This window comes from Ramlibacter pinisoli (genome assembly GCF_009758015.1).
GTDB lineage: Bacteria > Pseudomonadota > Gammaproteobacteria > Burkholderiales > Burkholderiaceae_C > Ramlibacter > Ramlibacter pinisoli.
Window position 1 is genome coordinate 880,117 of record NZ_WSEL01000003.1, and the last position, 19,666, is coordinate 899,782.

The window sequence follows — 19,666 nt, forward strand, 5'->3', positions numbered from 1 at the left end:
GCGGTCCGGGTGGGCCGGGGGCATCGGGGAAGCACCGACGCGCGTCGCCTGGGTGACGCGAGGCGCCGCTCCTATGATCGCCAGCTCACCCGATCCGCCAACCGAGCACCATGTCCACCCTCTTCCAGCGCCTGGCTGCCTGCGCCCTGGCTGCCGCCTGCAGCTTCGCCCACGCCGCCTTCCCCGACAAACCCATCCGCATCGTGATCGGCTTTCCTGCCGGCGGCCCGCTCGACCAGCACGCCCGCCTGCTGAGCGACAAGCTGCAGGCCGTGCTGGGCCAGCCGGTCCTGGTCGACTACAAGGCCGGCGCCGGCGGCACGGTGGGTGCGCAGGAGGTGATGAAGGCCGCGCCCGACGGCTACACCCTGATGCTGGCCAACACCGGCGTGATGGTGATCAACCCGGCCCTGTACGGCAAGCTGCCCTACCAGACCACGCGCGACTTCACGCCCATCGCGCGCACGGCCATGCAGCCGCTGGCGCTGCTGGTCAACCCGGCGCTGCCGGTGCGCACCCTGCGCGAGTTCATCGACTACAGCCGCGCGCGGCCCGGCCAGGTGAACTACGGCTCGGCCGGCAACGGCGGCATCAGCCACCTGGTGCCCGAGATGTTCAAGAGCGCCACCGGCCTGTTCATGGTCCACATCCCCTACCGGGGCAGCGCGCCCGCGTTCACCGACCTGATGGGCGGCCAGGTGCAGTTCATGGCCGAATCGATCCCGCAGGCGGCCGGCTACCACAAGCAGGGCAAGGTGCGCGCGCTGGCCGTCACCAGCCGCGAGCGCAACCCCGCCCTGCCCGACATCCCGACGGTCATGGAGGCCGGCATCAAGGACTTCGAGGTGGTTGGCTTCTACGGCTTCCTGGCGCCGGCCGGCCTGCCCCGCGACGTGGCCGCGAAACTGAGCGACGCCTTCCGCCAGGTGCTGGCCGACCCCGCGGTGCGCAGCCGCATGGTGTCGCAGGGCGCCGACCCGGCCTTCCTGGGCAGCGAGGAGTTCGGCCGCTTCCTGGCCGCCGAGATGCCGCGCTGGGCCGACGCGGTGAAGAAATCGGGCGCCCGGCTCGACTGATCCGGCGCCGCCCGCCAGCTCGGGCACGGGAGTTGCATGGCTGGGGTTGGCAGGCCGCGCGGTGCGGCCACATCCCTTCCGGAGACTCCCATGCTTCCCAGCAAGCGCGCATTCACCCTGGGCCTGGCGGCCCTGGCCCTGGCCGCGACGGCCCAGGCGCAGACGGCCCTCGACGACATCCTCAAGGCCCGGGAAATCAAAATCGCCGTCCCGACCGACTTCCCGCCCTACGGCTCGGTCGGCACAGACCTCAAGCCCCAGGGCCTGGACGTCGACATGGCCACCTACATCGGCGGCAAGCTCGGCGTGAAGGTGGAGCTGGTGCCCGTGACCACGGCCAACCGCATCCCCTACCTGCAGACCCGCAAGGCCGACCTGGTGATCTCCACCCTGGGCAAGAACCCGGAGCGCGAGAAGGTGATCGACTTCACCGCGGCCTACTCGCCCTTCTACATCGCGGTGTTCGGGCCCAAGGCCACGGCCATCAAGGCCCCGGCCGACCTGGCCGGCAAGTCCATCGGCGTCACCCGCGGCTCGGTCGACGACATGGAACTCACCAAGGTGGCGCCGCCCAGCACCGAGCTGCGCCGCTTCGAGGACAACAACGCCACCGTGTCGGCCTACACCGCCGGCCAGGTGCAGCTGGTGGCCACCAGCGCGCAGACCGCCGGCACCGTGATGGCCAAGCACCCGCAGCTGGGAACCGAGTTCAAGTTCACGCTGAAGGACTCGCCCAACTTCATCGGCGTGGGCAAGGGCGAGGACAAGCTGCGCACCAGGGTCAACGAGATCCTGGCGGAGGCGAAGAAGTCGGGCGAGCTCGACAAGATGGCGGTGAAGTGGCTGGGACGGCCCACCGGCGACCTGCCGCAGTGACGGGCTCGTGACCGGCACCTCACCCGGGTCCTGACATGCGCATCACCCTCGACTTTGCCGCCGTGCTGTCGCAGTGGCCCATGCTCCTGAAGGGGGTGGCGTGGACGCTGGCGCTGACGGCCGTCTCGGCGCTGGTCGGCGTCGTGGTGGGCGTCGCCTGCGCCTGGGCGCGCAGCCAGGGTCCGGCGTGGCTGAAGCTGCTGGCCGGCACCTACGTGGAGCTGGTGCGCAACACGCCCTTCATCGTGCAGCTGTTCTTCATCTTCTTCGGCCTGCCCGCGGCCGGCTTCCGGCTGTCGCCCGAGGCGGCGTCGGTCCTCGCGATGGTGGTGAACCTGGGCGCCTACGCCACCGAGATCATCCGCGCCGGCATCGACGCCACGCCGCGCGGGCAGATCGAGGCGGCGGTGTCGCTGGCCCTGAACCGGGTGCAGGTGTTCCTGCGCGTGGTGCTGCCACCGGCCCTGCGCAAGGTGTGGCCGGCGCTGGTCAGCCAGATCATCATCGTCATGCTGGGATCGGCCGTGTGCGGCCAGATCTCCACCGAGGAACTGAGTTACGCGGCCAACCTCATCCAGAGCCGCAACTTCCGCGCCTTCGAGGCCTTCATCGTCGCCACGCTGATCTATCTCGCGCTGGCGGTCGGCGTGCGCCGGCTCCTGAACTGGGCCGGCCCGCGCTTCCTGTTCGGGGGCGGCCGGTGACCGAGTTCAGCCTCTGGGACATCGCTCGCAACCTGCTGCTGGCGGCGCGCTGGACGGTGAGCCTGTCGCTCATCGCCTTCGTCGGCGGCGGCCTGGTCGGCCTGGTGCTGCTGGTCGCGCGCCTGCGTGGGTCGCCCTGGGCGGTGCGGGCGGTCGGCGGCTACGTGCAGCTGTTCCAGGGCACGCCGCTGCTGATGCAGCTGTTCCTGGCCTACTTCGGCATCGCCCTGTTCGGCATCAACGTCTCGGCCTGGACCGCCGCGGCGGTGGCGCTGACGCTGTACACCAGCGCCTTCCTGGCCGAGATCTGGCGCGGCTGCGTCGCCGCCATCCCGCGCGGCCAGTGGGAGGCGGCCCAGAGCCTGGCGCTCGATTTCGGCGAGCAGCTGCGCCACGTGATCCTGCCGCAGGCCCTGCGCATCGCGGTGCCGCCGACGGTGGGGTTCCTGGTGCAGGTGGTCAAGGGCACCGCCCTCGCCTCGGTGATCGGGTTCGTCGAGATCACCAAGGCCGGCACCATGATCACCAACGCCACGCTCAAGCCCTTCGTGGTCTACAGCTGCGTCGCCGCGCTGTACTTCCTCCTGTGCTGGCCGATCAGCCTGTACGCCCGCTCGCTGGAAAGGTCGCTGCATGCCGCCCATCGTTGAAATCACCGCGCTGCGCAAGTCCTACGGAACGAACGAGGTGCTCAAGGGCATCGACCTGGCGGTGCAGCCCGGCGAGGTCATCGCCATCATCGGCAAGAGCGGCTCCGGCAAGAGCACGCTGCTGCGCTGCATCAACGGCCTCGAGACGTTCCAGGACGGCGCCCTCACGGTCGACCGCAAGCAGCTGCTGCACGACAGCCCGCTGGCCATGCGCGAGCTGCGCCAGCGCGTGGGCATGGTCTTCCAGAGCTTCAACCTGTTCCCGCACCTGAGCGTCGGGCGCAACGTCATGCTGGCGCCCACCCTGGTGAAGAAGACCGGCAAGGCGGCCGCCGAGGCCCAGGCGCGCCAGCTGCTGCAGCGGGTCGGCCTGGCCGAGAAGTTCGACGCCATGCCCGAGCAGCTCTCGGGCGGCCAGCAGCAGCGCGTGGCCATCGCGCGTGCCCTGGCCATGGAGCCGGCGGTGCTGCTGTGCGACGAGATCACCAGCGCGCTCGACCCCGAGCTGGTGGGCGAGGTGCTGCGGGTGGTGGAAAGCCTGGCTGACGACGGCATGACGCTGCTCATGGTCACGCACGAGATGGGTTTCGCCCGCAAGGTGAGCGACCGCGTCATCTTCATGCACCAGGGACGCGTGCACGAGATGGGCCCGCCGCAGGACCTGTTCGGCCAGCCGAGGACGCCGGAGCTGCGCCAGTTTCTCTCGTCGCTGCACGACTGAGGCCGCGCGGCACAATGCCGCGCATGCCTGTTTGCCGCCCCACCGCCCTCGTCGCCACCGCGCTGCTGCTGCTCGGCACGGCCGCCCAGGCACTCGACCTGCAAGGCCATCGCGGCGCACGCGGCCTGGCGCCGGAGAACACCCTGCCCGCCTTCGAACGGGCGCTGGCCGTCGGTGTCGACACGCTGGAGCTGGATGTCGGCGTGACGGCCGATGGCGTGGTGGTGGTGGCGCACGATCCCTTCCTCAATCCTTCGCTGGCGCGCGACGCCACCGGCCAGTGGCTGGCCGGGCCGGGGCCGACGATCCGATCGCTCACGCTGCAGCAGCTGGGCGGCTACGACGTCGGCCGCATCCGGCCCGACAGCGCCTATGCACGCAGCTTCCCGCACCAGCAGCCGCAGGACGGCGCCCGCATTCCCACCCTGTCCTCGGTGTTCGCGCTGGCCGCCGAACGCGGCGCGCCGGTGCGCTTCAACATCGAGACCAAGATCGACCCGAACCGGCCCGAGGACACGGTGGCGCCGGACGCCATGGCGACCGCCCTGCTGCAGGCGATCCGGGCGGCCGGGATGAGCGAGCGGGTGTCCGTCCAGAGCTTCGACTGGCGCACCCTGCGCATCGTCCAGGAGCGCGCGCCCGGCATCCCGACCGTCTGCCTCACGGCCAGGACGGCCAACGTCGACAGCACCGCCGACAGCCGCTGGACCGCCGGGCTGCGCCTGGCCGACCACGGCAACAGCGTGCCGCGGCTGGCCCGGGCGGCCGGCTGCACCACCTGGTCGCCGAATGCCGGCGCGCTGACCCGCGAGGCACTGAAGGAGGCGCAGGACGCCGGCATGAAGGTCGTGCCCTGGACGGTCAACGAGCCTGCCGACATGGACCGCCTGATCGGCTGGGGCGTCGACGGCCTGATCACCGACTACCCGGACCGCGCGCGCGAGGTGATGCGGGCGCGCTGGATGGAACTGCCGCCGGCGTTTCCCTAGGCCGTCACCGGTGCCCACGGCTGGCTGCGCACTGCCGCCATGCCGGGTCTTGACCCGGTATCCATGGCATGGCGGGTCAAGCCCGCAAGGACGAGGTCAGGGGGTTACTCCAGGTGCTGGCGGAACCAGGCCGGCAGTGGCGCCGACTTCTGCTTCGGGAAATCGACCCACACCGTCGTCGCGCCGCCCGATGCGTAGACCACACCGGGGTCGTCGATGCGCTCGATGGTCGCCCAGCTCTCGAAGCTGCTGCGGCCCGGATCGCTGACGGACATCTTCACCAGCACCTCGCCCGGGTATTCGAGCTGCTTGTGGAAGTTGCAGAACGCGTTGACGATCAGCGGGCCCTCGCCGGCCGGGTTGGGTTCGCACGCCAGCGACCGGAACCACTCGATGCGCGCCGACTCGAGGTAGCGGAAATAGACGGTGTTGTTCACGTGCCCCATCGCGTCCATGTCGCCCCAGCGGATCGGGATCGCCAGGGTGAAGACGAGCTTCCGGGCGGCGGGCAGTTCTAGTTTCATCGGTGGGCCTTGATCGAGACGAGGATGCCGAGCGTGAACAGCACGCAGGCGGTGAACTGCAGCCAGGTCGGCCAGCGGCCGTCCCAGGCGAAAGAATAGAGCAGCGCAAACAGCGTCTCGCTGACGATCAGTTGTCCGCACAGGCTGGCCGGCAGGCGCCGGCTGGCGATGCTCCACAGGATGGTGGCCAGCCACGCCGACCCGAGGCCGGTGGCGACGGCCAGGGCGACGAACAGGCCCAGGTCCGGTTGCGCGGCCAGCACCGCCGCGGGCGAACCGGCCACTCCCCACAGCAGCAGCGCACCGGCGCCGGTCGCTACGCCCAGCCAGTTGGCCCAGTCGGTGGCTTTCACCTCCCGGTGCCGTTTCAGCCAGCCCGCATTGAGCAGGGCGAAGGCCGTCCAGCACGCCGTCGCCGCCAGCGCCAGCACGATGCCGCGCGTCGGATGCGGCACGCCGGCGCCGCTGCCGCCATGCGCCGTTCCCATCATCAGGCCCAGCCCGACCAGCGTGAGCAGCAGGCCCGGGACCAGGGCAGCCCAGCGCAGCGAGCCCGGCTTGCCCAGCAGCATCACCCAGATGGGAATCGTGCCGATCAGCAAGGTGGGCACCTCGGTGCCCGCGTCGCGGATCGCCAGCACCAGCAGCAGGTAGTAGCCGCTGAAGCCCAGCACGCTCAGGCCGGCGGCAGCGAGCGCCTGCTGGGCCGTCGGAGCGGGGCGCGAGCGGGCGCGCCACAGCAGCACCGCGGCTGCGACGACGCCGTAGGCCAGGAAGCGGCCCGCGGTGAGGTCCACTGGTGAGAAGCCGCGCACCATGCGCGGCGACACGAAGACGAGGCCCCAGAGGGCGCCGGCCGCCAAGCCGGCCAGCACGCCGCCGAACACGCGCCGGCGCGGGTCAGACGCCGAAGCCGTCGTCCGCCGCGATCACCGAGCCGTTGATGAAGTGGCTCTCGCTGCTGGCCAGCAGCACGATCAGCGCGTCCAGGTCGGCCGGGTCGCCCACGCGCTTGCGCGGCAGCATCTGCATCAGCTTCTGGCCCTGCTCGGTCTGCCAGTGGTGGTGGTTGATCTCGGTGTCGATGTAGCCGGGGCAGATGGCATTGACGTTGATCTCGAAGCGGCCCCACTCCAGCGCCATGGCCTTGGTCATGTGCACCACCGCCGCCTTGCTCATGGCGTAGGCGCCGATCTGCGGCAGCACCTTCAGCCCCGCCATCGAGGCGATGTTGATGATGCGCCCGCCGGTGAAGGTGCCGGGCGCGGAGCCGCGCGCGCGCGCCAGCATGCGCTTGCCGATCTCCTGCGCGACGAAGAAGGCGCCGCGCACGTTGGTGTCGAAGATGAAGTCGAAGTCCTCCTCGGTGACGTCCTGCAGGCGCTGGGTGGTGCTCACGCCCGAGTTGTTGACCAGGATGTCGATCGACCCGACCTCGGTCTCGGCGTGGGCCACGGCCGAGCGGATGCTGTCGACATCGGTGACGTCGAGCTGCACCACGTGGGCGTCGCCGCCCTCGCCCTCGATCTGCGCGCGCAGGGCCTTGAGCTTCTCGACGCGGCGGCTGGCCAGCACGACGGCAGCGCCCGCGCGCGACAGGCTGCGGGCGAACTGGGCGCCCAGGCCGCCAGATGCGCCGGTCACGAAGGCGACGCGGCCCGAAAGGTCGATGCTGTAGCTCACGGGGACTCTCCTGCCGGTAATGCGCTGGCGATGGGAACGCGATGGGATGGACGGTGCAGATTGTGCAGGACCCGACGCATAGAATGCTGTCCCGCCAGCGTCGCGTTCGCGCGGTGCCGCTCGCCCCTGCAACGACACTCCCGAGCCATGACACAAGAAGAGATCCTCGCCCAGTTCGGACCGCGCGAAGCCATGGAGTACGACGTGGTGGTGGTCGGCGCGGGCCCCGCCGGCCTCGCCACCGCCATCCACCTGAAGCAGCTGGCCATGCACACCGGCCGCGAGGTCTCGGTGGTGGTGCTGGAGAAGGGCTCGGAGCCGGGCGCCCACATCCTCTCGGGGGCCATCGTCGATCCGCGCGCGCTGACCGAACTGTTCCCCGACTGGCGCGAGAAGGGTGCTCCGCTCACGGTGCCGGTCACCGAGGACATCTTCCTGTTCCTCAGCGAGAAGGGGGGCACGCGCACGCCCACCTGGATGCTGCCGAAGAACTTCCACAATGACGGCAACTACGTCGCCAGCCTGGCCAACCTCACGCGCTGGCTGGCCCAGCAGGCCGAAGCCCTGGGCGTGGAGATCTTCCCCGGCTTCCCCGCCGCCGAGGTGCTGTACGGCGACGACGGCTCGGTGCGCGGCGTCGCCACGGCCAACATGGGGGTGGGCAAGGACGGCGAGCCGGGCGAGAACTTCCAGCTCGGCATGGAACTGCACGCCAAGTACACGGTGTTCGCCGAGGGCTCGCGCGGCCACCTGGGCAAGCAGCTGATCGCGCGTTTCAAGCTCGACGCAGACCGGGATCCGCAGAGCTACAGCATCGGCATCAAGGAAGTCTGGGAGATCTCGCCCGAGCGCCACAAGGCGGGCCTGGCGCTGCACAGCGCGGGCTGGCCGCTCGACGAGATGACCTACGGCGGCTCCTGGCTGTACCACATGGAGAACAACCAGATCTCCATCGGCTTCGTGGTCGGGCTGGACTACAGCAACCCCTACCTGTCGCCCTACGAGGAGTTCCAGCGCTTCAAGACGCACCCGAACATCCGCTGGTACTTCGAGGGCGCGCAGCCGGCCAAGCGGCTGGCCTACGGCGCGCGCGCGCTCACCGTGGGCGGCATCCTGTCGCTGCCCAAGACCGTGTTCCCGGGCGGCGCGCTGGTGGGCGACGACGCCGGCTACCTCAACGCCTCGCGCATCAAGGGCAGCCACGCCGCCATCAAGACCGGCATGCTGGCCGCCGAGGCCGCCTTCGCCGCGCTGGGCGAGGGCCGCCAGCACGACGAACTGTCTGCCTACCCGGAGGCGTTCGAGAGGTCCTGGCTGCACGAGGAGCTGAACAAGGCGCGCAACTTCAAGCAGTGGTTCAAGAAGGGCCGCACCCTGGCCACGCTGATGACCGGCATCGAGCAGAAGCTGCTGGGCGGGCACATGCCCTGGACGCTGCACCGCACGCAGCCCGACCACGTCTACCTGAAGCCGGCGGCCGAGTGCAAGCCCATCGCCTATCCCAAGCCGGACGGCAAGCTCACCTTCGACCGGCTGTCTTCGGTGTTCATCTCGAACACCAATCACGAGGAGAACCAGCCGGCGCACCTGACGCTCAAGGATGCCTCGGTGCCGGTGGACATCAACCTGCGCAAGTTCGCGGGCCCCGAGAGCCGCTACTGCCCAGCCGGCGTGTATGAATTCGTGACCGACGAGGGCACCGGCGCCGAGCGCCTGCAGATCAACGCCCAGAACTGCGTGCACTGCAAGACCTGCGACATCAAGGACCCCACGCAGAACATCGTGTGGGTGGTGCCCGAAGGCGGCGGCGGTCCCAACTACCCGAACATGTAGTTCGTTCGTTTCATTCGTTCGAAGTTTGTCGCCTGTCCTTGCGGGGACGTCGGCCGCAGCCAGTCAAGGCTCGGTAGAACCCCCGTGGCGAGAACTCATCCGAGCGTGCAAGCTCGCCCCTTTTTCATCCCCGGCCCGGAGACAGCCCCAATGAAGTTGAAGACATCGTTCGCCCTCGCCGCCGTGGCGTTCTCGGTCAGCCTGTCGGCGATCGCGCAGACGCCCACCACGCTGAAGATCGGCTACGCCACCACCAAGGAATCGCATTACGGCGTGGGCTCCACCGTGTTCTGCGACGAGGTCGAGAAGGGCACCCAGGGCCGCTACAAGTGCCAGCACTTCGCCAGCTCCGCGCTTGGCGGCGAGCGCGAGATGATCGAGGCGGTGCAGATCGGCACCCTGGACCTGGTGAACACGTCCACCGGCCCGGTGGGCAACTTCGTGCCCGAGGTCAAGATCGTCGACATCCCCTTCCTGTTCCGCGACTACGACCACGCGCGCAAGGTCATGGACGGCCCGATCGGCCAGGACATCCTGACCAAGTTCCCGTCCAAGGGCCTCATCGCCCTGGGCTGGACGGAGAACGGCTTCCGCCACATGACCAACAGCAAGCGCGACATCGTCAAGCCCGCTGATGCCGCCGGCCTGAAGATGCGCACCATGGAGAACAAGGTGCACATGGAGGGCTACAAGACCTTCGGCATCCAGCCGACCCCCATGGCCTTCCCCGAGCTGTTCGGCGCCCTGCAGCAGGGCACGGTCGACGGCCAGGAGAACCCCATCCCCGTCATCCTGTCGTCCAAGTTCGCCCAGGTGCAGAAGCACCTGTCGCTCACCGGCCACGTGTACTCGCCGGCGCTGCTGCTGCTGTCGCCCAAGGTGTGGGGCAAGCTGTCCGACGCCGACAAGAAGGTGTTCACCGAGGCCGCCAAAAAGGGTTCCGTCGCCCAGCGCAAGAAGGTGAACGACGACGAGGCCAACGGCATCGCCCAGCTCGAGAAGGACGGCATGAAGGTCATCCGCACCGTCGACGGCAATGCCTTCCGCGAGGCGCTCAAGCCGGCCTACGTGAACTACGCCAAGGAATTCGGCGCCGACAACATCAAGAAGATCCAGGACGTGCGCTGACCCGCGCCACACCGCCTGCCCGCCCCCCGGAGGGGCGGTTTTTTTTGCCCCTGCCAGCCACTGATGAGATCGTGAAGACCTTCGAACACCTGTTCCTCGCCGCCAACCGCTGGGCCCTCATCCTGCTGCTGGCGGCCATGTCGGTGATCATCTTCACCAACGTCACCCTGCGCTACACCACCAGCCAGTCCATCGAGTGGGCCGAGGAGGTGTCGCGCCACATGATGATCTGGCTGACCTTCCTCGGGGCGGGCCCGGTCCTGCGCTACGGCGGCCACATCGCGGTGGAGAACCTGCAGGACGCCCTGCCGCGCCCGCTGGCCGTCGGCCTGCGCGCGGTCGTCGCCGTGCTGCTGTTCGCCTTCTTCGGCTTCATGGTCTGGTACGGCTGGCTGTACATGGAACGCACCAAGTTCCAGCTCACCGCCGCCACCCAGATCCCGTTCTCGTACATCTACGCCGCCATGCTGGTCGGCGGCGTGCTGCTCGTCGTGCACTGGCTGCTGATCGTCAAGGACTACGTGCTGGAGCGCCGCTTCGCCTCCGACGCCCACTTCGACGCCACCGCGAGCGCCTCGCTATGAGCCACCGCCCGGCTCCCACCGCAGTGCACCGCAAGAAGGTTTCCTGATGTCTGCCAGCCTCATCCTCGTCGTCTCCGGCTGCGTGCTGCTGGCCATCGGCATGCCGGTGGCCTTTGCCCTGGCCCTGGCCACCGTCGGTGCCCTCGTCGTCGCCGACGCCTACCCGCTGATGGTGGTGCTGAAGGAGACCTTCACCGGCATCGACAGCTTCCCGCTGATGGCGGTGCCGTTCTTCATCCTGGCCGCCGAGCTGATGAGCGGCGGCTCGCTCACCGAGGTGCTGCTGAAGTTCGCGGGCCAGTTCGTCGGCCACCGCCGTGGCGGGCTGGGCTACACCAACGTGGTGTCGCTGACCTTCTTCTCGGGCATCTCCGGCTCGGCGCTGGCCGATGCGGCCGGACCCGGCTCGATGCTGATCCGCATGATGGACAAGGCCGGCTACGACCGCGCGTACGCGGCGGCGCTCACGGCGTCCACCGCCATCGTGGGGCCGATCATCCCGCCGTCGATCATCATGATCATCTACGCCCTGCAGGACGACAACGTCTCGGTGGGCTCGCTGTTCGTCGCCGGCCTGCTGCCCGGCGTGCTGATCGCCATCGCCATGTGCGTGGTCAACTGGCACGTCTCGAAGCAGCGCAACTACAAGGGCGACGGCGAGACGCCGGCCCTGGCCGAGATCCTGCGCACCACCTGGCGCGCCCTGCCCGCCCTGCTGCTGCCCGTCGTCATCCTGGGCGGCATGCGCGCCGGCTGGTTCACGCCCACCGAGGCGTCGGTGGTGGCCGTGTTCTATGCGCTCGTCTGCGGCAAGTTCGTCTACCGCACGCTGGAGTGGAAGGCGCTGCCCGACATCCTGTCGCGCTCGGCGCTGCTGTCGGCCTCGGTGCTCATCATCATCGGCCTGTCGGCCGCGTTCGCCTGGGTGCTGACCATCGAGGCCGTGCCGCAGGCGATGGCCGACTGGATCGTGGCGATGCACCTGTCGCCCACCGCGTTCCTCATCCTGGTGAACGTGTTCCTGCTGCTGTTCGGCATCTTCATCGAACCGCTGCCGGGCGTGATGGTCTTGGCGCCCATCCTGGCCCCGGTGGCCGTCAAGCTGGGCATCGACCCGGTGCACTTCGCGATGGTCGTCATCTACAACCTGACGCTGGGCATGATCACGCCGCCGGTGGGGGGGCTGCTGTTCGTCACCTCCAACGTGTCGCGCGTGCCGCTGGGCCCGCTGGTGCGCGAGCTCATGCCGTTCCTGTGGGCGCACGGCGTGGTCCTGCTGGTCATCACCTTCCTGCCCGCGCTGAGCACCTGGCTGCCGCACGCCCTCGGGTTCAAGTGAGGGAGCCCGGGCGCGGTCCCGGATCGCCTTAGAATGGCGGCCGTCAGGAGAGTGCTTCCGCCCCGGAAGCCGCCGAAGGCGCAGGCGCACAGCCGAACGCTCAGGCACCAAGGACTGACAAGCATCCCGGCAACGGGGTGTCGCCTGGCTGGAGAGAGGCGCCCGCGAACGGCGCCCACCGAAGGAGCAAACCCCGCCGACGCGGGGTGAATCTCTCAGGTAAAGCGGACAGCTGGGGTAGCCACGGTCGATACCATGGCTCGAACCGACCCCTGCATCCACCGGAGAGTCCGCTTGTCCGCCACCGCCCCGCCAGAGCTGCGCACGACCCCGTTGCACGCGCTGCACCTCGAACTCGGCGCCCGCATGGTGCCGTTCGCCGGCTATTCCATGCCGGTGCAATACCCGGCCGGCCTGATGGCCGAGCACCACCACACGCGCCAGGCCGCCGGCCTGTTCGACGTCTCGCACATGGGCCAGTTGCGGCTCGAGGGTGCCGACGCCGCAGCCGCCTTCGAGACGCTGGTGCCGGTGGACGTCATCGGCCTGGGCGTCGACCGGCAGCGCTACGGCCTGCTGCTCAGCGACGAGGGCACCATCCTCGACGACCTGATGCTGGTCAACCGGGGCGACGACCTGTTCGTCATCGTCAACGGGGCCTGCAAGGACGGCGACATCGCCCACATCCAGGCCCGCATCGGCGGCCGCTGCCGCGTCATTCCCATGCCCGAGCGCGCCCTGCTCGCCCTGCAGGGGCCGCAGGCCGCCGCCGCGCTGCAGCGCCTCGTGCCCGGCGTCGAGTCGCTCGTGTTCATGACCGGCGCGCGCCATGCGTGGCAAGGCGGCGATCTCTACATCACCCGCAGCGGCTACACCGGCGAGGACGGCTTCGAGATCTCGGTCGGCGCCGGCCAGGCCGAGGCCCTGGCGCGCGCCCTGCTCGCCCAGCCCGAGGTCAAGCCCATCGGCCTGGGTGCGCGCAACTCGCTGCGCCTGGAAGCCGGCCTCTGCCTGTACGGCAACGACATCGACACCACCACCACGCCCGTCGAGGCGGCGCTCACCTGGGCGCTGCAAAAGGTGCGCCGCACCGGCGGCGCGCGCGCGGGCGGCTTTCCGGGCGCGGCCAGGGTGCTGGGCCAGCTCGATGGCACGGTGCCGGTGGCGCGCAAGCGCGTGGGCCTGGTGGCCCTGGAACGCGTGCCGGTGCGCGAGCACACCCCCTTGCAGGACGAGGCCGGCACCGCCATCGGCGAAGTCACCAGCGGCCTGCTGGGCCCCAGCATCGACAAGCCGGTGGCCATGGCCTACGTGGATGCCGCCCATGCGGCACCGGGCACCCGCCTGGTCGCGCTGGTGCGCGGCAAGCTGGTGCCGATGGCCGTGGCCGCGATGCCCTTCGTGCCGCAGCGCTACCACCGCGGCTGAAACCGAATACCAACCGACGACAGGAGAAGCGTGATGACCGTGAAGTACACCCAGGACCACGAATGGCTGAAGCTGGAGGGCGGCGAATCCGCCATCGTCGGCATCACGGTCCATGCGCAGGATGCGCTGGGCGACGTGGTGTTCGTCGACCTGCCCGAGGTCGGCCGCAGCTACAACAAGGGCGAGGTCGCCGGCGTCGTCGAGTCGGTCAAGGCCGCCGCCGACGTCTTCATGCCGGTCACGGGCGAGGTGCTGGAGGTCAACGAGGCGCTGCGCGCCGATCCGGCCCTCGCCAACAGCGATCCGCTGGGCCAGGGCTGGTTCTTCAAGGTCAAGGTGGCCAACGCCGCCGAGCTCGACGGCCTGATGGACGAGACCGCCTACACCGCGTTCGCCAAGGACGCCTGACGACAGCCGCGATGCCGGGCCTGCCCCGGCATCGGCATCCATCTCCCGAGACCGGCCGAGCCCGGCCTTGCGCGCGAGATGCACGGCGGGACCAGCCCGCAACCACCGCGATTCCCCAGACACCCCGGAGCCACCATGCTGATGCCGTCCGCCCGCCCGCTGGGCGAACTCGAGAACCCGACCGAATTCATCCCGCGCCACATCGGCATCGACGAGGCCGGCGAGGGCCACATGCTGTCGGTCATCGGCGAGGCCTCGCGCCGCGCGCTGATCGAGAGCATCGTGCCGCGCTCCATCGCCCGTGCCACGCCGATGCACTTGCCCGCGCCCCTGAGCGAGGCCCAGGCGCTGCTGGAACTGCGCACCATCGCCAACCGCAACCGGGTGCTCAAGAGCTTCATCGGCCAGGGCTACTACGGCACCTACACCCCGGGCGTCATCCTGCGCAACGTCCTGGAGAACCCGGCCTGGTACACCGCCTACACGCCCTACCAGGCCGAGATCTCGCAGGGCCGCATGGAGGCGCTGGTGAACTTCCAGACCATGGTGTGCGACCTCACCGCCATGCCGATCGCCAACGCGTCGATGCTCGACGAGGCCACGGCGGCGGCCGAGGCGATGACCCTGGCCAAGCGCAGCGTCAAGAGCAAATCCAGCACCTTCGTCATCGCCGGCGACTGCCATCCCCAGACCATCGAGGTGGTGCGCACGCGGGCCCGGCCGCTGGGCATCGAGGTGGTGCTGGCGAACTCCGCCGAGGAATGGGACCAGGCCCTGGCCGGTGACTTCTTCGCCGCCCTGATCCAGTACCCGGCCAGCAGCGGCTGGGTGATGGACTGGGCCCCCGAGGTGCAGAAGATCCACGCGAAACAGGCCGCCGCCATCGTCGCCGCCGACCTGCTGGCGCTGACGCTGCTGGTGCCGCCCGGTGAATGGGGCGCCGACATCGTGGTGGGCAGCACCCAGCGCCTGGGCATGCCCATGGGCGCCGGCGGCCCGCACGCCGCCTACATGGCCTGCCGCGACGAGTTCAAGCGCTCCCTGCCGGGCCGGCTGGTGGGCGTGAGCGTCGACAGCCACGGCAACCCCGCCTACCGCCTTGCGCTGCAGACGCGCGAGCAGCACATCCGGCGCGAGAAGGCCACCTCCAACATCTGCACGGCGCAGGTGCTGCCGGCGGTGGTGGCGAGCATGTACGCCGTCTACCACGGGCCGCAGGGCCTCAAGCGCATCGCGCAGCGGGTGGCCAGCTACACCGCCATCCTGGCCCAGGGCCTGGAGCAGCTCGGTTGGTCGCGCGCCGACATGCACCACCAGACCGCGTTCGACACCCTGTCGTACCGCGCCAGGGACCGCGCCCAGGCCATCGCGGCGCGCGCCGTCGCCATGGGCGCCAACATCCGCGTGGCCTGGGACGAGTACCTGTGCATCTCGCTGGACGAGACCACGACGCGCGCCGACATCGAGCTGCTGTGGACGATCTTCGCGAAGGACGGCCAGGCCCTGCCCTCGGTGGCCGCGTTCGAGAAGGGCATCGAGCCGCTGATCCCGCCGGAACTGCGCCGCACCAGCGACTTCCTCACGCACCCGGTGTTCAACACGCACCACAGCGAGACGGGCATGCTGCGCTACATCCGCGCGCTGTCCGACAAGGACCTCGCGCTCGATCGCACCATGATCCCGCTGGGCAGCTGCACCATGAAGCTGAACGCCACCAGCGAGATGATCCCCATCACCTGGCCGGAGTTCGCGCACGTGCATCCGTTCGCCCCGCGCGAGCAGCTGGCCGGCTACGCCGAGCTCGACGCGCAGCTGCGCGCCTGGCTGTGCGAGGCGACCGGCTATGCCGGCATCAGCCTGCAGCCCAACGCCGGCTCGCAGGGCGAGTACGCCGGCCTGCTGGCCATCAAGGGCTGGCACGAGAGCCGCGGCGAGGCGCACCGCAACGTCTGCCTGATCCCCTCCTCGGCCCACGGCACCAACCCGGCCAGCGCGCAGATGGTCGGCATGCAGGTGGTGGTGACCGCCTGCGATGCCAACGGCAACGTCGACCTGGCCGACCTGCGATCCAAGTGCGAACGGCACAGCGCCGACCTGGCCTGCGTGATGATCACCTACCCCAGCACGCACGGCGTGTTCGAGCGCCAGGTCAAGGAGCTGTGCGAGCTGGTGCACGCGCACGGCGGCCGGGTGTACGTCGACGGCGCCAACATGAACGCCCTGGTGGGCGTGGCGGCGCCGGGCGAGTTCGGCGGCGACGTCAGCCACCTGAACCTGCACAAGACCTTCTGCATCCCGCACGGCGGCGGCGGCCCCGGCGTCGGCCCGGTGTGCGTGGTCGAGGACCTGGTGCCGTTCCTGCCCGGCCATGCCGCCGGCGGCAACGGCGGCCACCCGGTCGGTGCCGTGTCGGCGGCGCCGCTGGGCAACGCGGCCGTCCTGCCGATCAGCTGGATGTACTGCCGCATGATGGGCGCCGAAGGCCTGCGCCAGGCCACCGAGGTCGCCATCCTGGCCGCCAACTACATCAGCGTGCGCCTGAAGGACCACTACCCGACGCTGTACGCCAGCCCCAACGGCCACGTGGCGCACGAGTGCATCCTGGACCTGCGGCCGCTCAAGGACAGCAGCGGCGTCACCGCCGAGGACGTCGCCAAGCGCCTGATCGACTACGGCTTCCACGCGCCCACGCTGTCGTTCCCTGTCGCCGGCACCCTGATGGTGGAGCCGACCGAGAGCGAGACGCTGGACGAGATCGACCGCTTCATCGACGCCATGGTCGCCATCCGCGAGGAGATCCGGCGCGTCGAACGCGGCGAGTGGCCGCAGGACGACAACCCGCTCAGGCACGCGCCCCACACGGCCGCCAGCCTGCTCGCGGGCGAGTGGACCCACGCCTACCCGCGCGAGGTCGCCGCGGCGGTGCTCGACGAGCGCCGGCACGCCAAGTACTGGCCGCCGATCGGCCGGGTCGACAACGTCTACGGCGACCGCAACCTGTTCTGCTCCTGCGTGCCGATGGCGGCGTACGAGTAGTCCACCTGCCAGGCGCGGCGCAAGTCGCAGGGACCTGATCCGTCGGGCGGGACCGGCAGCCGATCCCGTCCGCAAGCGCGTCCGCGCTGCGTGCCGTTGCCCTGCGGACAGTTCGACGCCGTCGTCGGCACCGGGTCTTGAAAACTTCGCCGGCGGCTCCTACCTCCTTGCCGCGCGGCGCTGGCCGCGCCTCGATCCATCGACAGAGCAAGGAGGCAACGATGCTGCACCCATCCTTCCGGCCTGCCGCGGACGTCTTCGGCGAACTCAACCGCCTGCAGAGCGTCCTGGACCAGGTCTTCCGCCCGCTGGAACGCTCCAGCATCCGGGCCCTCGCGGGCTCGGCATTCCCGGTCATCAACGTGGGCGCGACGCCCGACAGCCTGGAGATCCTGGCGCTGGCACCCGGCATCGACCCGGCAGCACTGCAGGTGACCGCCGACCGCGGCCTGCTGGTGATCGCCGGCGAACGCGTCACGCAGCGCCCCGAGGACCGCGAGGGCACCAGCGTCTACGCCCAGGAACGCTTCAGCGGCAGCTTCCGGCGCGTGGTGAGCCTGCCCGAGGACGCCGACACGGCCCGCATCGAGGCCAGCTACCGCGACGGCGTGCTGCGCATCAGCGTGGCCAGGCGCGAATCGTCCAGGCCACGCCGCATCGAAGTGAACTGAAGGGAGAACCAGCCATGAGCAACGACGTCCAGACCGCCGCCGGCCGTCCCGCCGGCCTGTCCCCCTCCACCGGCACGCCCCGCCTGGTGCCGCCGGTCGACGTGTACGAGGACGAAGCCGGCATCACCGTGCTGGCCGACCTGCCCGGCGTCAGCCGCGAGCGCCTGCACGTGCACATCGACGGCGACAGCCTCGTGGTCGAGGGCACGGCCGAGGTCAGCGGCCCCGAGGACCTGGAACTCGTCCACGGGGAAGTCCAGCCGTCCGCCTACCGGCGCGAGTTCACGCTCAGTCGCGAGCTCGACCCGTCCCGCATCGAGGCCCAGCTCAAGGACGGGGTGCTGCGCCTGTCCATCCCCAAGGCCGAGGAGGCCCGGCCCCGCCGCATCGAGGTGCGCATCGGCTGACTTCGCCGGCCTGTCGATCCCCCTCATGGCTGGGTTGGCGGGCTGGCGGGGCCGTGCCATGATGCCGGGCTGGCGGGCGCCCACGGCCCGGGAGAGAGCTGGAGCTTGGCTGTCAGGGCATTCATCGTCGAAGACAACTCCGCCATCCGGGAAAGCCTGGTCGAGGCCCTGGCCGAGCTGGCCGGCATCCGCACGGTCGGCCAGAGCGGCAACGCCGCGGGGGCCATCGCCTGGCTCACCCAGTCGGGCAACGACTGGGACGTGGCCATCGTCGACCTCCTGCTCGACGAGACCGGCACCGGGCTCGACGTGCTCAAGGCGCTGCGCGGGCGCGAACCCGGCCGCCAGGTGGTGGTGCTCACCGCCACCGCCAGCGGGCTGGTGCGCGACCAGTGCCTCGCCCTCGGCTGCGACGAGGTGTTCGACAAGTCCATGGACACCGAGGCCCTGCTCGACTGGTGCATGCGGCGGGCCGGCCGGCCCGCCGGCCCCGTGGTCCGCTGATCCCTGCGCCGCCGGCGGCCGGCGGCCCCCGGCTCACACCGCCCCGACCGAGCCCGTGACCGGCAGCACGATGCCGGTGATGTAGCTGGAGCAGCACGGCGCCGCCAGGAACACGTAGGCCGGCGACAGCTCCTCCGGCTGGGCCGGTCGCTTGAAGTCGGTCGAGTGGCCGAACTCGGCCACCTTCTCGGCCGTCTGGTCGGCCGGGTTCAGCGGCGTCCAGACCGGCCCGGGCGCCACCGCGTTGACCCGGATCCCCTTGGCCAGGACGCTGGAGGCCAGCGACATCGTGAAGGCGTGGATGGCTCCCTTGGTCGCCGAATAGTCGAGCAACGAGCCGCTGCCGCGCAGCCCGGTGACCGAGCCGGTGTTGATGATGGACGAGCCGGCCTTCAGGTGCGGCAGCGCCGCCCGCGCCATGGCCATGTAGCCGAAGATGTTGGTGCGGAACGTCTCCTCGATGCGCTCGTCGGTCAGGTCCTCCAGCGAATCGGCATGCTCCTGGAAGGCCGCGTTGTTCACCAGGATGTCGAGCTTGCCCAGCTCGGCCACGGTGCGCTCCACCGCCTGCCGGCAGAACGACGAATCCTTCACGTCCCCCGCGATCAGCAGGCAGCGCCGGCCTTCCTTCTCGATCCAGCGCCGGGTTTCCTCGGCGTCCTCGTGCGAGCTGAGGTAGGCAACGGCGACGTCCGCGCCCTCGCGCGCGTACAGCACGGCCACCGCCCGGCCGATGCCGGAGTCGCCGCCCGTCACCAGCGCCGTCATGCCCTCGAGCTTGCCGCTGCCCTTGTAGTCGGGCGCCTCAAAGCGCGGCCGCAATTGCATGTCGGCCTCGATGCCGGGCTTGGCCATGTGCTGCGCCGGCAGCTCCTGCGGCTGCGCGCGCGCGCCGGTGCGGGGCGCCTTCGCCTCGCCACCGCCACCGCCACCCTTGGCCTTGGCTTCGTCCTTGCGGTCCTGTTCGCGCTGGATCTCGCGCTGCTTCTCGGCCGCGGCCTCGGTGCCGCCGCGCACCGCGTCCCTGGCTGTGGGTTTGTCGTCCATGGGTACTCCTGGTCTGCGATCCGCCCATGATGGGAAGCAGGGCCCCGGCACGCTGTAG

The 19,666-nt window shown here is 70.0% G+C and carries 20 protein-coding genes and 2 riboswitches; of the genes, 16 read left to right on the forward strand and 4 right to left on the reverse strand.

Translation table 11 applies throughout. The annotated features are described in order from the left end of the window. The first annotated feature begins 110 nt into the window (after positions 1-110). The 6 genes from GON04_RS05390 to GON04_RS05415 all read left to right on the forward strand — a co-directional run bounded on the left by GON04_RS05390 (position 111) and on the right by GON04_RS05415 (position 5,016). A complete protein-coding gene (locus GON04_RS05390) occupies positions 111-1,076 on the forward strand; it encodes a Bug family tripartite tricarboxylate transporter substrate binding protein (RefSeq protein ID WP_157396921.1) in 966 nt (321 codons plus the stop codon). Between the two features lie 90 nt (positions 1,077-1,166). Then, positions 1,167-1,952, forward strand: coding sequence for a transporter substrate-binding domain-containing protein (locus GON04_RS05395; protein WP_157396922.1), 786 nt, complete (start codon positions 1,167-1,169; stop codon positions 1,950-1,952). A gap of 35 nt (positions 1,953-1,987) precedes the next feature. Next, entirely contained in the window at positions 1,988-2,656 is a 669-nt protein-coding gene (locus tag GON04_RS05400) for an amino acid ABC transporter permease (RefSeq protein WP_157396923.1), read from the forward strand. Then, positions 2,653-3,306, forward strand: coding sequence for an ABC transporter permease subunit (locus tag GON04_RS05405; protein WP_181653901.1), 654 nt, complete (start codon positions 2,653-2,655; stop codon positions 3,304-3,306). Before GON04_RS05400 ends, GON04_RS05405 begins: the two co-directional genes overlap by 4 nt. Beyond that, positions 3,290-4,027: an amino acid ABC transporter ATP-binding protein gene (locus GON04_RS05410; RefSeq protein WP_157396924.1), complete on the forward strand. Its 738-nt coding sequence runs from the start codon at positions 3,290-3,292 to the stop codon at positions 4,025-4,027. Before GON04_RS05405 ends, GON04_RS05410 begins: the two co-directional genes overlap by 17 nt. 23 nt (positions 4,028-4,050) lie before the next feature. Continuing rightward, complete coding sequence (locus GON04_RS05415; protein WP_157396925.1) at positions 4,051-5,016, forward strand: glycerophosphodiester phosphodiesterase; 966 nt, start codon at positions 4,051-4,053, stop codon at positions 5,014-5,016. Positions 5,017-5,120: 104 nt separating this feature from the next. Here GON04_RS05415 and GON04_RS05420 read toward each other — a convergent pair whose 3' ends face one another. The 3 genes from GON04_RS05420 to GON04_RS05430 are packed head-to-tail and all read right to left on the reverse strand — an operon-like array spanning position 5,121 to position 7,223. After that, positions 5,121-5,540: an acyl-CoA thioesterase gene (locus tag GON04_RS05420; RefSeq protein WP_157396926.1), complete on the reverse strand. Its 420-nt coding sequence runs from the start codon at positions 5,538-5,540 to the stop codon at positions 5,121-5,123. Then, positions 5,537-6,427 carry an EamA family transporter gene (locus GON04_RS05425; RefSeq protein WP_181653902.1) on the reverse strand — a complete coding sequence of 297 codons (891 nt, stop codon included), beginning with the start codon at positions 6,425-6,427 and terminating at the stop codon, positions 5,537-5,539. Before GON04_RS05425 ends, GON04_RS05420 begins: the two co-directional genes overlap by 4 nt. A gap of 13 nt (positions 6,428-6,440) precedes the next feature. Next, positions 6,441-7,223 (reverse strand): SDR family oxidoreductase, encoded by a 783-nt coding sequence (locus GON04_RS05430; RefSeq protein WP_181653903.1) that lies wholly within the window; start codon positions 7,221-7,223, stop codon positions 6,441-6,443. A gap of 147 nt (positions 7,224-7,370) precedes the next feature. On the opposite strand from GON04_RS05430, the gene GON04_RS05435 reads away from it, so the two are divergent. The 10 genes from GON04_RS05435 (at position 7,371) to GON04_RS05480 (ending at position 18,561) form a co-directional block, all read left to right on the forward strand. Further along, positions 7,371-9,056 (forward strand): electron transfer flavoprotein-ubiquinone oxidoreductase, encoded by a 1,686-nt coding sequence (locus tag GON04_RS05435; RefSeq protein WP_157396928.1) that lies wholly within the window; start codon positions 7,371-7,373, stop codon positions 9,054-9,056. A 150-nt stretch (positions 9,057-9,206) separates the two neighbouring features. After that, positions 9,207-10,184 (forward strand): TRAP transporter substrate-binding protein, encoded by a 978-nt coding sequence (locus tag GON04_RS05440; protein ID WP_157396929.1) that lies wholly within the window; start codon positions 9,207-9,209, stop codon positions 10,182-10,184. Positions 10,185-10,255: 71 nt separating this feature from the next. Further along, positions 10,256-10,768: a TRAP transporter small permease subunit gene (locus tag GON04_RS05445; protein ID WP_181653904.1), complete on the forward strand. Its 513-nt coding sequence runs from the start codon at positions 10,256-10,258 to the stop codon at positions 10,766-10,768. A gap of 46 nt (positions 10,769-10,814) precedes the next feature. Then, positions 10,815-12,107: a TRAP transporter large permease gene (locus GON04_RS05450; RefSeq protein WP_157396930.1), complete on the forward strand. Its 1,293-nt coding sequence runs from the start codon at positions 10,815-10,817 to the stop codon at positions 12,105-12,107. A 34-nt stretch (positions 12,108-12,141) separates the two neighbouring features. Beyond that, a riboswitch (glycine riboswitch) is annotated at positions 12,142-12,234 on the forward strand. A gap of 11 nt (positions 12,235-12,245) precedes the next feature. Beyond that, a riboswitch (glycine riboswitch) is annotated at positions 12,246-12,349 on the forward strand. Positions 12,350-12,362: 13 nt separating this feature from the next. After that, complete coding sequence (gene gcvT / locus GON04_RS05455) at positions 12,363-13,535, forward strand: glycine cleavage system aminomethyltransferase GcvT (RefSeq protein WP_157396931.1); 1,173 nt, start codon at positions 12,363-12,365, stop codon at positions 13,533-13,535. Between the two features lie 33 nt (positions 13,536-13,568). After that, entirely contained in the window at positions 13,569-13,943 is a 375-nt protein-coding gene (gene gcvH, locus GON04_RS05460; protein ID WP_157396932.1) for a glycine cleavage system protein GcvH, read from the forward strand. A gap of 135 nt (positions 13,944-14,078) precedes the next feature. Continuing rightward, positions 14,079-16,979 (forward strand): aminomethyl-transferring glycine dehydrogenase, encoded by a 2,901-nt coding sequence (gene gcvP, locus GON04_RS05465; RefSeq protein WP_157396933.1) that lies wholly within the window; start codon positions 14,079-14,081, stop codon positions 16,977-16,979. Between the two features lie 221 nt (positions 16,980-17,200). Next, positions 17,201-17,650, forward strand: coding sequence for an Hsp20/alpha crystallin family protein (locus tag GON04_RS05470; RefSeq protein ID WP_157396934.1), 450 nt, complete (start codon positions 17,201-17,203; stop codon positions 17,648-17,650). A gap of 14 nt (positions 17,651-17,664) precedes the next feature. Further along, on the forward strand, positions 17,665-18,057 hold the full coding sequence (locus GON04_RS05475) for an Hsp20/alpha crystallin family protein (protein ID WP_157396935.1): 393 nt from the start codon (positions 17,665-17,667) through the stop codon (positions 18,055-18,057). Between the two features lie 105 nt (positions 18,058-18,162). After that, positions 18,163-18,561: a response regulator gene (locus GON04_RS05480; RefSeq protein ID WP_157396936.1), complete on the forward strand. Its 399-nt coding sequence runs from the start codon at positions 18,163-18,165 to the stop codon at positions 18,559-18,561. Positions 18,562-18,594: 33 nt separating this feature from the next. On the opposite strand, the gene GON04_RS05485 is transcribed toward GON04_RS05480, so the two are convergent. Next, a complete protein-coding gene (locus tag GON04_RS05485) occupies positions 18,595-19,608 on the reverse strand; it encodes an SDR family oxidoreductase (RefSeq protein WP_157396937.1) in 1,014 nt (337 codons plus the stop codon). Positions 19,609-19,666: the final 58 nt, after the last annotated feature.